This window comes from Pseudomonas sp. LG1D9 (assembly GCF_002949995.1).
Taxonomy (GTDB): Bacteria; Pseudomonadota; Gammaproteobacteria; order Pseudomonadales; family Pseudomonadaceae; genus Aquipseudomonas; species Aquipseudomonas proteolytica.
The window spans coordinates 627,762-641,636 of the sequence record NZ_CP026881.1; the positions used below are offsets into that span (position 1 = coordinate 627,762).

The 13,875-nt window shown below is 62.2% G+C and carries 9 protein-coding genes; 2 read left to right on the forward strand and 7 right to left on the reverse strand.

Features of this window, described 5'->3' with window-relative positions; genetic code table 11:
* Window positions 1-182 precede the first annotated feature (182 nt).
* From C5F71_RS03120 to leuC, 7 genes are all read right to left on the reverse strand, one after another.
* Entirely contained in the window at window positions 183-2,753 is a 2,571-nt protein-coding gene (locus tag C5F71_RS03120) for a FimV/HubP family polar landmark protein (RefSeq protein WP_104910607.1), read from the reverse strand.
* A 162-nt stretch (window positions 2,754-2,915) separates the two neighbouring features.
* A complete protein-coding gene (locus C5F71_RS03125) occupies window positions 2,916-3,926 on the reverse strand; it encodes an aspartate-semialdehyde dehydrogenase (protein WP_104910608.1) in 1,011 nt (336 codons plus the stop codon).
* A gap of 228 nt (window positions 3,927-4,154) precedes the next feature.
* Window positions 4,155-5,267: an aspartate-semialdehyde dehydrogenase gene (gene asd, locus C5F71_RS03130; RefSeq protein WP_029294136.1), complete on the reverse strand. Its 1,113-nt coding sequence runs from the start codon at window positions 5,265-5,267 to the stop codon at window positions 4,155-4,157.
* Between the two features lie 64 nt (window positions 5,268-5,331).
* Entirely contained in the window at window positions 5,332-6,414 is a 1,083-nt protein-coding gene (gene leuB / locus C5F71_RS03135; protein ID WP_029294134.1) for a 3-isopropylmalate dehydrogenase, read from the reverse strand.
* A 51-nt stretch (window positions 6,415-6,465) separates the two neighbouring features.
* On the reverse strand, window positions 6,466-7,230 hold the full coding sequence (locus tag C5F71_RS03140) for a class I SAM-dependent methyltransferase (protein WP_092231417.1): 765 nt from the start codon (window positions 7,228-7,230) through the stop codon (window positions 6,466-6,468).
* Between the two features lie 146 nt (window positions 7,231-7,376).
* On the reverse strand, window positions 7,377-8,021 hold the full coding sequence (gene leuD, locus C5F71_RS03145; protein WP_003192559.1) for a 3-isopropylmalate dehydratase small subunit: 645 nt from the start codon (window positions 8,019-8,021) through the stop codon (window positions 7,377-7,379).
* 10 nt (window positions 8,022-8,031) lie between these two features.
* Complete coding sequence (gene leuC / locus C5F71_RS03150) at window positions 8,032-9,450, reverse strand: 3-isopropylmalate dehydratase large subunit (RefSeq protein ID WP_029294130.1); 1,419 nt, start codon at window positions 9,448-9,450, stop codon at window positions 8,032-8,034.
* Between the two features lie 146 nt (window positions 9,451-9,596).
* On the opposite strand from leuC, the gene C5F71_RS03155 reads away from it, so the two are divergent.
* A complete protein-coding gene (locus tag C5F71_RS03155; protein ID WP_029294128.1) occupies window positions 9,597-10,487 on the forward strand; it encodes a LysR family transcriptional regulator in 891 nt (296 codons plus the stop codon).
* 63 nt (window positions 10,488-10,550) lie between these two features.
* Window positions 10,551-13,844, forward strand: a complete 3,294-nt coding sequence (locus C5F71_RS03160; protein ID WP_104910609.1) for a bifunctional diguanylate cyclase/phosphodiesterase — start codon at window positions 10,551-10,553, stop codon at window positions 13,842-13,844.
* The last annotated feature ends 31 nt before the right edge of the window (window positions 13,845-13,875 follow it).

Below are 13,875 nucleotides of genomic sequence, written 5' to 3' on the forward strand. Positions count from 1 at the left end.
TTGCCAAGAGCTGAGGGCCTGATGAGTTGCGCAAAGGCAGCCATTATATATGGCTTGAGGATTTTTGTAGGAGCGAGCTTGCTCGCGAAGATCGTCAACGATAACGCGCCCATCCTGGAAGAACGCGGTGCCCTTGAGTTTTTCGCGAGCAAGCTCGCTCCTACAGGAATTGCGTAATGGCTTTAGGCCAGGTTGCTGAGCATTTCCTTGGCTTCATCCCGTTGCTTTTCATCGCCTTCGGTAAGGACTTCGGCCAGGATGTCGCGCGCACCGCCCTCATCCCCCATATCGATATAAGCCTGGGCCAGGTCCAGCTTGGTGGCGACTTCGTCGGTGCCCGACAGGAAGTCGAACTCCGGCTCATCGTCGCCCTTGGCGGCGTCTTCGGCAGTGAAGCTCGGCTCGATCGACGGGCTTTCCAGGCTCTGGGACAGACGCTCCAGTTCGGCGTTGACATCGTCAAGCTCCGAAGCGAATGCGTCCGGCTTGGCTGACGCCGCGGGTTCGTCCGCCAGGGACAGATCAAAGTCTTCCGGCAGGTCAAAATCTTCCAGCGCGGCCGGTGTCAGGGTGGGCGGCTCTACCGGCGGCAGGTCCTTCATCTGTTCTTCCAGGCCCGAGAGGAAGTCGTCATCGGACGCAGAGGCTGGCGCATCCAATTGCAAGTCGAGGTCAAAATCCGATAGATCGTCCTCGCTGGCCTTGGCTTCATTCTGCTGCTGCAATACCGACTCGAAGCTCAGATCATCGATCTCGGGCTCTGGTGCAACCACGGCCGGCGAAGCGGCTTCCAGGTCATCCAGGCTCAGGTCGAAGTCGGTGTCGAACCCATCGGCCTCAGGCGTGGCGGCGGGCGCCGGTTCTTCCTGGAGCAGATCCTTGACGTACTGCGCATCCAGCGCAGCGGCGGCGACGGCAGCACTGACACCCGCTGCCAGCACGGCCATGGCCGGGTAGCGGTTTTTCAACAGTTCGACCTGGGCGTGATTTTCGCCATTGGCGACCAGTTGGCGCTCCTGGGTTACGAAGCCATCTTTGTCGCCCTGCTGACCATAGACTTCCAGGAGCTTGAGACGCAGATCGCTGCGCTTGGGCTCCAGCTTGATCGCTTCTTCCAGCACGGCGGCCGCCTGGTTCAGGTGACCACGATCCAGGTGGGACTGGGCCAGCGCCAGGGCGTCGGAGGAGCCGGGTTCGATGATCGGCTTGCTCGGCGGCGCCATGCTGGTGACCGGTGCAGGCACAGGCGCCACGGCAACCGGCGCTGGAGCTGGAGCTGGAGCTGGAGCTGGAGCTGGAGCCAGCTTGACGTTTGCCGCAGGGACTTCAAGGCCTTCGAAACTGTCCGATGGCATGTCCTGGTCAAGGCTTGAGGAGAACTCCGGTTCCTCGGCCAGCGCCCGCGCCATGCGCAGGTGTTTTTCCTCTTCCAGGCGCGCATTGCGATGACGCGCCCATAGCAGCAGGAGCAGCAATACCAGCAGGCCAGCGGCACCGCCAATCACCCCGAGAACGATGGGATTGGTCAGCAGGTCATTGAACTTGCCTTCGGTGCTGGCCACCGGCGCGGGCTCAGCCGGGCTTTCCGCAGGCGCAACCACGGGCGCTTCGGCGGCGGGCGCCGGGGTAGCAGGTGCTGGTGCAACGGGCGCCGCCGCCAACTCCGCAGGCATGGCCGCCGGCTGCGCCGGTGCGCCACCCTCGGCCTGCAACTTGGCCAATTGGTTGTTCTTCAGTTCAATCAGCCGCTGCAACTTGTCCAACTGACTCTGCAGGTCAGTCATGCGGCTCTTCAGTTCTTCATTTTCGCGACGGGTCGAATCCAGGCTTTCCTGGGTCACCGCCAGCTTGTTGTTCAAAGCCTTGCTATCCCCTGCGGCGCCTGTGACTCCAGCCTTGGCGGCCTCGGCCGAGACCAGGCTGAGGTTGTCCTTGGCAGCCGTTTGCGACGGCGCGGCACCGGCCTGGGTGCGCTTGGTGGCGTCTAGTTGCTGCCGCCCCGCTGCCTGATTGGTGGCACCGCGACGCCCCTGACGCCAGGCCGCGTTCTGCGCAGTCACTTCGGCAATCGCCTGAGGTTGCGGCAGGCTGGTGCTTTGTACCGGGTCCGGTAGGCGCAGTACCTGGCCGGTTTTCATGCGGTTGATATTGCCGTCGACAAAAGCCCCGGGGTTCAGCGCCTGGATCGCCAGCATCGTCTGCTGGATCGAGCCGCCATTGCGATTTTTAGCGGCGATTTCCCACAGGGTGTCGCGGGAAGTCGTAGTGTGTTCAGCCGCCTTGCTGACGCTGCTGGCCGCAGGCGGGGCAAGGCGCGGTGCCGGGGCAATGGCCTCCGGGGCCTTTTGCTCGAATTTGGCCGGGTCCAGCAAGACGCTGTAGTCGCGCATCAATCGGCCATTGGGCCATTGCACCTGCAACAGGAAGCGCACATAGGAGTCGGGCAAGGGCTTGCTGGAGGTAACACGCACCACGCTGCGACCGCTGGGGTTGAGCACCGGGGTAAAGCTCAGTTCATCAAGGAACGCTTGGCGATCCACGCCCGCATCCACAAAGGCCTGGGAAGACGCGAGACTGGGAACGATGTCGGAAGCGCTCAGCCCGCCTACATCGAGCAGCTCGATCTCCACCGACAACGGCTGGTTCAACTTCGACTTGAGTGTCATCTCCCCAAGTTGCAGCGCTTGCGCCATACCGGAGGACAGCGCCGAGGCGGCCGCTATTGCTAACACCAGTTTGCGAACTTGAACCATAGCCTCATCCTTTGTTTGAACACTCCTCGGCCCGCGAGAAGGTTGGGTACCGCTGCCATTCGGCATGGCGAGCCGATAGGTCACCGACGCGCAACTTTTCGTGCATGGGGCCAAGCATAGCGCTTAGCTAGAATCAATCTACAAATTGCCGCCAAGTATCTTTTACGCAAGGTCTTTTATCAACAACTGCGCCAGTTGCACCGCGTTAAGCGCAGCACCTTTGCGTACGTTATCTGACGTCAGCCACAAGTTTAGTTCCGCTGGGTCGTCAATGCCCGCTCGCACCCGGCCCACGTAGACCACATCCTGACCGACCGCATCCCCAACAGCGGTAGGGTAATCGCCCTCTTCCACCAGTTCGATGCCCGGCGCCGACTCCAGCACGCGATTGACTGCGCCAAGGTCCACAGGGCCCGCCAGTTGCAGGGACACGCTCAGGCTATCGCCAAAAAACACCGGAGCTTGAACGCAGGTTGCGGAAATCTTCAGCAACGGTAAATCAAGCAAGACGCGCAGTTCGTGGACCAGGCGTTTTTCCAGGGCCGTGTGGCCCTGGGCGTCCGGCGTACCGACCTGGGCCAGCAGGTTGAAGGCCATTTGCCGATCGAAGAACTTTGGCTCCAGGGGGCGCACATTCAACAATTCGGCGGTTTGCCGGGCCAGCTCACTCACGGCTTCACGGCCCTGGGCAGACACGGCCAGGCTGGCGGTGACACTCACGCGCTGAATGCCCAGCAAGCCCCGCAACGGCGCCAGGACCACCGCCAGATGAGTGGCGCACGGGCTCGGGCTGCCGACCTGGAAGGGCTTTGTCAGGCCGTCCAGGACGTGGGCGTTGGCTTCCGGCACCACCTGGGGTGCCTGCTCGGCCGGCAAGGCCCCAGACAAGTCGATCAGCGAGCACCCCGCCGCAGTGGCGCGCGGGGCAAAACTCAAGGTGACCGCCGGGCCAGCCGCGAAAAAAGCCAGTTGCACCTTGCTGAAATCAAACTCGTCGACTTCCCGCACCCGCACGTTCTTGCCGCGAAATGGCACCGAAGCGCCGGCCGACTCGCTGCTGGCCAGCAGGTGCAGGGTGCCGACCGGGAAATCCAGCTCTTCGAGGATCTGTACCAGGGTTTCGCCAACGGTGCCGGTGGCGCCGATCACGGCGATATCAAAGGTCTGGGTCATGGAGGCTGCCTCGGGCATTGCGGGGGGAGCGGCACTTTACCGGGTGGTGGGGGGTGAGGCAATTAACCCAGGCTTTGTGGTGTGGCTGATGACCCTTTCGCGAGCAAGCCCCACACTTGATTGCATTCACACATCAAAATGCGGGCTTGCTCGCGAAAGGGCCCTAAAGAGCAATAAAAAACCCGCGCCTGTCACCAGGGCACGGGTTTGTTCAACACCAAAAAGCGATCAACGCTCCAGCAGGATCCGCAACATCCGGCGCAACGGCTCGGCCGCGCCCCACAGCAGTTGGTCACCCACGGTGAAGGCGCCCAGGTACTGGGTGCCCATGTTCAGCTTGCGCAGACGCCCCACCGGAACATTCAGGGTGCCAGTGACCTTGGTCGGGCTCAGCTCCTGCATGCTGATATCGCGGTTGTTCGGCACCAGCTTGACCCATGGGTTGTGCTGGCTGATCAGCCCTTCGATATCGGCGATCGGTACGTCTTTGTTCAGCTTGATGGTCAGCGCCTGGCTGTGGCAGCGCATGGCGCCGATGCGCACGCAGATACCGTCCACCGGGATCGGGTTCTTGAAGCGCCCCAGGATCTTGTTGGTCTCGGCCTGGGCCTTCCACTCTTCGCGGCTCTGGCCGTTCGGCAGTTCTTTGTCGATCCACGGGATCAGGCTACCGGCCAATGGCACGCCGAAGTTCTCGGTCGGATAGGCGTCGCTGCGCATGGCTTCGGCCACACGGCGGTCGATGTCGAGGATCGCGCTGGCCGGGTCGGCCAGTTGATCGGCGACGGCCGCGTGGGTCGCGCCCATCTGCTTGATCAGCTCACGCATGTTCTGCGCACCGGCACCGGAGGCCGCCTGATAGGTCATGGCGCTCATCCACTCCACCAGCCCGGCTTCGAACAGGCCACCCAGGCCCATCAGCATCAGGCTGACGGTGCAGTTGCCGCCGACATAGTTCTTGGTGCCGGCGTCGAGCTGCTGGTCGATGACCTTGCGGTTGACCGGGTCGAGGATGATCACGGCGTCGTCCTGCATGCGCAGGCTCGAGGCGGCGTCGATCCAGTAACCCTGCCAGCCGGCTTCACGCAGCTTGGGGAAGACTTCGCTGGTGTAGTCGCCGCCCTGGCAGGTCAGAATGACGTCGAGGGTCTTGAGCTCTTCAATGTTGTAGGCGTCCTTGAGCGGGGCGATATCCTTGCCCACGGACGGCCCTTGGCCACCGACATTCGAAGTGGTGAAAAACACCGGCTCAATAAGATCGAAATCCTGCTCTTCCAGCATCCGCTGCATGAGCACGGAACCGACCATACCGCGCCAACCGATCAGACCTACACGTTTCATCGCAACTACACCTTGTTAAAAAGTGGGCCGCCTTGCAGCAACAACTGCAAGCGGGCCCGAGAGATTACAGATTCCGCAGCGCGGCGACTACTGCGTCGCCCATTTCCTGCGTCCCGACCTTGGTGCAACCCTGCGACCAGATGTCGCCGGTACGCAGGCCCTGGTCCAGCACCAGGCTCACCGCCTTCTCGATCGCGTCCGCCGCTTCGCTCAGGTTGAAGCTGTAACGCAGCATCATCGAGACCGACAGGATGGTCGCCAGCGGGTTGGCAATGCCCTGGCCCGCGATATCCGGCGCCGAACCGTGGCACGGCTCGTACATGCCCTTGTTGTGGGTGTCCAGGGACGCCGACGGCAGCATGCCGATGGAACCGGTGAGCATCGAGGCCTGGTCGGACAGGATGTCGCCGAACAGGTTGTCGGTGACGATGACGTCGAACTGCTTGGGTGCACGCACCAGTTGCATCGCGGCGTTATCGACGTACATGTGGCTCAACTCGACGTCCGGGTAGTCCTTGGCCACTTCTTCGACGATCTCGCGCCACAGCTGGCTGGAGGCCAGGACGTTGGCCTTGTCCACCGAGCAGACCTTCTTGCCACGCACGCGGGCCATGTCGAAACCGACTCGGGCGATACGGCGGATTTCGCTCTCGCTGTACGGCAGGGTGTCATAGGCCTGGCGCTCGCCATTTTCCAGCTCGCGCACACCCCGTGGCGAGCCGAAATAGATACCGCCGGTCAGCTCGCGCACGATCAGGATATCCAGGCCCGCCACCACTTCCGGCTTGAGGCTCGACGCGTCGGCCAGTTGCGGATAGAGGATCGCCGGGCGCAGGTTGCCGAACAGGCCCAGTTGCGCGCGGATTTTCAGCAGACCGCGTTCCGGGCGGATGTCACGTTCGATCTTGTCCCATTTCGGCCCACCCACGGCGCCGAGCAGCACGGCGTCGGCAGCACGGGCACGGTCCAGGGTTTCGTCGGCCAGGGGCACGCCATGCTTGTCGATGGCCGCGCCGCCGATCACGTCGTGGCTCAATTCAAAGCCCAGGCTGTACTTGCTGTTGGCCAATTCCAGGACCTTGACCGCTTCGGCCATGATTTCCGGACCAATGCCGTCGCCAGGGAGAATCAGAATCTGCTTGCTCATGCGTTCCTCATTTCATCAAGCGACCCACCCTCGGGCAGGTCGGGAAAATTATTAGCGTTCGGCCCAGACCACCAGCACGTCGGTGCTGAAGGTGCCATCGGCTTGAATCTCAAAATAATCGCGCACTTCCTGGCCCATCGCCTTTTGCAGTGCCAGGATCGCTGCGCGCAATACCTCTGGCGTGCGCATGCGCTCGACCCACGAGGTGTATTCCAGGCGCAGGCGCTGGCGACTGCTATTGCGTACATGCAAGCCGGCTTCGCTGAGCTGGCGCATCCACTCGCCAGCGGAGTAATCGCGCACATGGCTGGTGTCGCGCAGCACTTCGACGGTTTGCAGGTAAGTGTCCAACAGCGGGCTGCCCGGTGACAAGACGTCGACAAATGCCGCCACGCCGCCCGGCTTGAGCACCCGGCGCACTTCGCGCAGCGCCAGGCCCAGGTCGCTCCAGTGATGGGCCGAGTAGCGGCTGAACACGAAGTCGAACTCGCCATCGGCGAACGGCAGGCGCTCGGCGGCCCCGTGCAGGGTGCGGATATTGTCCAGCCCACGGTCGGCGGCAGCGGCGGCGACCACGTCGAGCATTTGCTGCGACAGGTCGTAGGCCACCACTTCCTTGACCAGCGGTGCTACGTGGAAACTCACGTGACCGGCGCCACAACCCAGGTCCAGCAGGCGTGCCGCGCCCTGCCCGGCCAGTTCGGCCTGCAGCAGTGCGAACTCGGTGCCTTGGGCGTGCACGGCACTGCTCAGGTAGGCCGAGGCCTGTTCACCGAATTGTTTTTGCACGACTTGGGTGTGGGCGGTGCTGGTCATGGTGATGCTCCTGGCTTTTGTGTTGTTCATACAGGCCCTTTCGCGAGCAAGCCCGCTCCCACATTCGACCGAGTTCCTTCAGTTGAAATGCGATCGAATGTGGGAGCGGGCTTGCTCGCGAAGGGGCCAGTCCAGCCTACATAGAATCAGGCATCACGAAACAACCAAGGCTGGCTGGCCCGGTGCTTGGCTTCAAACGCCGCAATGGCATCGCCGTCCTGCAAGGTCAGGCCGATATCGTCCAGGCCGTTGATCAGGCAGTGCTTACGGAACGCATCCACTTCAAAGTGGTACACCTTGCCGTCCGGACGGGTCACGGTTTGCGCCGCGAGGTCGACGGTCAATTGGTAGCCCACATTGGCTTCCACTTGCTGGAACAACTCGTCCACTTCGGCATCGCTCAAGATGATCGGCAACAAACCGTTCTTGAAGCTGTTGTTGAAGAAGATATCGGCGTAGCTCGGCGCGATGATGCTGCGAAAGCCATATTCTTCCAGGGCCCATGGCGCGTGTTCACGGCTGGAACCGCAACCGAAGTTCTCCCGGGCCAGCAACACACTGGCGCCCTGGTAACGCTCGGCATTGAGCACGAAGTCTTTGTTCAGCGGGCGCTTGGAGTTGTCCTGGTAGGCGTAGCCCACGTCCAGGTAGCGCCACTCGTCGAACAGGTTCGGGCCGAAACCGGTGCGCTTGATCGACTTCAAGAACTGCTTGGGGATGATCTGGTCGGTGTCCACGTTGGCACGGTCCAACGGTGCGACAAGACCTGTGTGTTGGGTAAAAGCTCTCATCGGGTATTCCTCAGATCAATTCGCGAACGTCGATGAAACGACCGTTGACGGCAGCCGCAGCGGCCATGGCCGGGCTCACCAGGTGGGTGCGGCCACCGGCGCCCTGACGCCCTTCGAAGTTACGGTTGGAGGTGGACGCGCAATGCTCGCCGGACTCCAAACGGTCCGGGTTCATCGCCAGGCACATGGAGCAACCCGGCTCGCGCCATTCAAAACCGGCTTCGAGGAAGATCTTGTCCAGGCCTTCGGCTTCGGCCTGGGCCTTCACCAGGCCCGAACCTGGCACCACAATGGCTTGCTTGATGGTCGCGGCCACTTTGCGGCCCTTGGCGATCACCGCCGCGGCGCGCAGGTCTTCGATCCGCGAGTTGGTGCAGGAACCGATAAACACGCGGTCCAACTGGATGTCGGTGATCGCCTGGTTGGCTTTCAAGCCCATGTACTTCAAGGCCCGCTCGATGGAACCGCGCTTGACCAGGTCGGCTTCCTTGGCCGGGTCCGGCACGTTCTGGTCGACGGCCAGGACCATTTCCGGCGAAGTGCCCCAGCTGACTTGTGGCTTGATCTGGGCAGCGTCGAGTTCGACCACGGTGTCGAACACCGCATCCTTGTCAGAAACCAGGTCTTTCCAGGCCTCCACGGCGGCATCCCAATCGGCGCCTTGCGGAGCGAATGGACGGCCCTTGACGTACTCCACGGTTTTTTCATCCGCCGCCACCATGCCCACACGGGCACCGGCTTCGATGGACATGTTGCAGATGGTCATGCGGCCTTCGATGGACAAATCACGAATCGCGCTACCGGCGAACTCGATGGCATGGCCGTTACCGCCAGCGGTGCCAATTTTGCCGATCACGGCCAGCACGATGTCCTTGGCGGTGACGCCAAAGGGCAAGGTGCCTTCGACCAGCACCAGCATGTTCTTCATTTTCTTGGCGACCAGGCACTGGGTGGCGAACACATGCTCCACCTCGGAGGTGCCGATACCGTGGGCCAGGGCGCCAAACGCACCATGGGTGGAGGTATGGGAGTCGCCGCAGACCACGGTCATGCCCGGCAAGGTTGCGCCCTGCTCCGGGCCGATAACGTGGACGATGCCCTGGCGCACGTCATTCATCTTGAATTCGGTGATGCCGTACTCGTCGCAATAGTCGTCGAGGGTCTGGACCTGCAAGCGCGAGACCTGGTCGGCAATGGCTTCGATGCCGCCCTTGCGCTCCGGGGTGGTCGGCACGTTGTGGTCCGGGGTCGCGATGATCGAGTCGACGCGCCAAGGCTTGCGCCCGGCCAGTCGCAGGCCTTCGAACGCTTGGGGCGAGGTCACTTCATGGATGATGTGACGGTCGATGTAGATCAGCGATGACCCATCATCGCGCCGTTTCACTTCATGGGAATCCCAGAGTTTGTCGTAAAGCGTTTTGCCGGCCATCAGTCGGTCCTCATCAGCGTCTTTCTATGCCCTGGGCGTTGAACGATTCAATAACCCTTTGGCTTGTGAGGCTGATGCTATGGCGTTACATTAAATAACTCAAATTCATATTTTTCATGCTTTGGATAACTAACTGGAATACCACCATGGATCTGGCCAACCTCAATGCTTTTATTGCTATCGCCGAAACCGGCAGCTTCTCCGGGGCCGGGGAGCGCCTGCACCTGACGCAACCGGCAATCAGCAAGCGTATCGCCGGCCTTGAGCAGCAACTGAAGGTGCGCCTGTTTGATCGACTGGGCCGTGAAGTTGGCCTGACAGAAGCCGGGCGCGCCCTGCTGCCCCGCGCCTATCAGATCCTTAATGTGCTGGATGACACTCGTCGCGCCCTGACCAACCTGACCGGCGAAGTCAGCGGGCGCCTGACCCTGGCCACCAGCCATCACATCGGTCTGCACCGCCTGCCGCCGGTATTGCGCACGTTTACCCGGGAATACCCGAACGTGGCCCTGGATATTCAGTTCCTGGATTCGGAAGTCGCCTACGAGGAAATCCTCCATGGCCGCGCCGAAGTCGCCGTCATCACCCTGGCGCCGGAGCCCCACAGCCTGGTGCGGGCCACCCCGGTATGGGATGACCCCCTGGATTTCGTGGTGGCGCCCGAACACAGCCTGGCCAATAACGGCACTATCAGCCTTGCCGACATTGCCCGCCATCCGGCGGTTTTCCCTGGCGGCAATACCTTTACCCACCATATCGTGCACCGGCTGTTCGAGGCCCAGGGCCTGACGCCGAACATCGCCATGAGCACCAACTACCTGGAAACCATCAAGATGATGGTTTCGATCGGCCTGGCCTGGAGCGTGTTGCCGCGCACTATGCTTGATGATCAAGTGGCCAGCATCGCTTTACCGGGCATACAGCTCAGTCGCCAGCTAGGCTATATCGTGCACACCGAAAGGACGTTGTCGAACGCTGCGCGGGCTTTCATGAGCCTATTGGATGCACAGGTTGATCCGGCGGGGATGCCGGCATGAGGCCGTGCGGCCTGTAGACCCTGCTCCCGCGCCGAATGCCCATCGAGCCAAGGCCCCTTGATAATGCCCAACCCTGTCGATCCCGTGCCGCCGCTGCCTCGCATTCACGCCCTGGACCCCCAGCAGGCGGAACAAAGCTGGGAGAACGCCCCGCAGCTGCTGGCGGCGCTCAATGCCGCACGGCTCGGCGCCTGGAGCTGGGATATCGACAGCGGGCGGATCAGCTGGTCGCGCGGCACCCAGGCGCTGTTTGGTTTTGACCCCCGCCAGCCATTGCCCAAGGACCTGGATTACCTCGACTTGCTGGCCGCCGAGGACCGCGGCCGCGTGATCCGGGCCTTTCACGCCGTCCTGGCGGGCGCGCCCTTCGAGCAAGCCATGCACCACCGCATCCAGTGGCCGGACGGCAGCCTGCACTGGCTGGAGATCAACGGCAGCCTGCTGCCGGACGCGTCCGGGCGGCGGCGCATGATCGGGGTGATTCGCGAAACCACCCAGCAACGCGAGCGCGAACATGCCCTGGGCCACTCGGAAAAACGCTTCGCCACCTTGTTTCATCTGTGCCCGAACATGGTCCTGCTGACTCGCCAGGAAGACGGCCTGATCAGTGAGGCCAACCAGTATTTTGAAAGCCTGTTCGGCTGGCCGGTGGCCGATGCCATTGGCCGCACCACTCTGGACCTGGGGCTGTGGGTGCATCCTGAGCAACGCGCCTTGCTGGTCAAGGCGACCCAGCGCAAGGGCGAACCCATCACCATGGAAGTGCAGTTTCGCGCCAGCAATGGGCAAATCCATGACGGCACCCTCAGTGCACAAAAGGTCGAACTCGACGGCCAGGCCTACCTGATCAGCACGTTCCTCGACACCACCGAGCGCAAGAACGCCGAACAGGCCCTCAAGGACAGTCAGGAACGCTTGGACCTGGCCCTGGATTCGGCCCAACTGGGCACCTGGGACTGGCATATCCCCAGCGGCATGCTCTACGGCTCAGCCCGGGCGGCGCAGTTGCACGGCCTGGAGCCGCATCCGTTCCATGAATCCTTCGATGCTTTTTTTGAAGGTATGCCCGATGAGGAGCGCGCCAGCATGCGCGACGCCTATCGCACCCTGCGTGAAGGCCCGGCAGGCAATTACCAGCTGACCTACCGCGTGCAACTGGAGGACGGCAGTTCGCGCTACCTGGAAAGCCGCGCCCGCCTTTACCGGGACGCCCAGGGCGCGCCCCTGCGCATGGCCGGCACGCTGCTGGATATCACCGACCAGGTGGAACGCGAACAGCGTCTGAGCGCCTCTGAAGAGAAGTTCGCCAGCCTGTTCCTCGCCAGCCCCGACCCGATCTGCGTCACCCGCCTGTCGAGCGGCGAATTCATCGAAATCAATCCCAGCTTCTGCCAGACCTTCGGCTGGACCGCCGCCGAAGTCATCAATCATACCGCCGAGCAGATCGGCTTGTGGGATGAGCCGACCCAACGCCTGCAGCGCATCGAGCAGGTGATCCGCGAGCAAGCGCTGAACAACGTGGCGATCATCGTCCACCACAAGAATGGCCAGCGTCTGACCTGCATGATTTCCAGCCGGCTGATCACGGTCGGCAACCAGCCCTGCGTGGTCACCACCCTGCGCGATATCACCCAGCAACAGCGCTCGGAAGCGGCGCTCAAGGCCAGCGAGGAAAAATTCGCCAAGGCCTTTCACTCAAGCCCCGACGCGGTGTCCATTACCGAGCGTGACACTGGGCGCTACGTGGAGGTCAACGACGGCTTCTGCCGCCTGACCGGCTACCGCGCCGAGGAAGCCATTGGCCTGACCCTGTACCAGATCGGCATCTGGGCCGACGAGAACCAACGCACGGCATTGCTCGCCGAACTGCAGATCAAGGGCCGCATCCACCACCTGGACATGCTCTGGCACAACAAGCGCGGCGAGTTGCTGGCAGTGGAAGTGTCGGTCGAGCCCATTACCCTCAATGAAACGCCATGCCTGCTGCTGACCGCACGGGATGTGAGCCTGCTGAAAAGCGCGCAGGCGCAGATCCGCCACCTGGCCTATCACGACCCGCTGACCAACCTGCCCAACCGCGCCTTGCTGATGGACCGCCTGAGCCAGCAGATTGCCCTGCTCAAGCGGCATAACCTGCGAGGCGCGCTGCTGTTTCTGGACCTGGATCATTTCAAGCACATCAACGATTCCCTCGGGCACCCGGTGGGCGATACCGTGCTGAAAATCGTCACCGCGCGCCTGGAAGCCAGCGTGCGCATGGAGGACACCGTGGCGCGCCTGGGTGGCGATGAGTTTGTCGTGCTGCTCAGCGGCCTGGAAGGTTCGCGAATGGAGGTCAGCAAGCAGGTGCAGCTGCTGTCCGACACCCTGCGCGAGCTGCTGTCGGAACCGATGTTCCTCGACGGCCAGCGCTTGCAGGTCACCCCCAGTATTGGTGTTGCGCTGATTCCCGATCACGGCTCGACCCCGGCGGACCTGCTCAAGCGCGCGGATATTGCCCTGTACCGGGCCAAGGACTCCGGGCGCAACACCACGCAGATGTTCCATAACAGCATGCAACGCACCGCCAGCGAGCGCTTGCGCATGGAGACCGACCTGCGCCTGGCGTTGTCGCGGGGCGAGTTCAGCGTGCATTACCAACCCCAGGTCGATGCCCGGGGCAATCGCATTGTCGGCGCCGAAGCCCTGGTGCGCTGGCAGCATCCGCAACTGGGCGCACAATCACCGACAGAGTTCATCAAAGTCCTGGAGGACAGCGGCCTGATCCTCGAGGTGGGCACCTGGATCCTCGATGAAGCGTGCGCCACCTTTGCCAGGCTAATTGCCGAAGGCCTGATTGAGCCCAAAGGTTTCAGCCTGTGCGTGAACATCAGCCCCCGGCAGTTTCGCCAGAACGACTTTGTCGAACGGGTGGAACGCAGCCTCAAGCAGCACCAACTGCCATTTAGCCTGCTGAAGCTGGAAATCACCGAAGGCATCGTGATCCAGAACCTGGACGACACCATCGGCAAAATGCGCCGCCTGAAAAAACTCGGGGTCAGCTTTGCCATGGACGACTTCGGTACCGGGTATTCGTCATTGACCTATCTCAAGCGCCTGCCGGTCGATGCCTTGAAAATCGATCAGTCATTTGTGCGCGATGCCACCCACGACCCCAACGATGCAGAGATCATCCGCGCGATCGTAGCCATGGCGCGCAGCCTCAACCTGGAAGTGATTGCCGAAGGCGTGGAAACCTGCGAGCAACTGGCGTTCCTGCAAGGCTTGGGGTGCCATCTGTATCAGGGCTATTTGCATAGCCGGCCACTGCCGGTGGACGCGTTCACGCAACTTTTGAGGGGCGCTGCCGGAGGCTGAAAACAATCCGCCAGATGAACCGCCAGGCCCA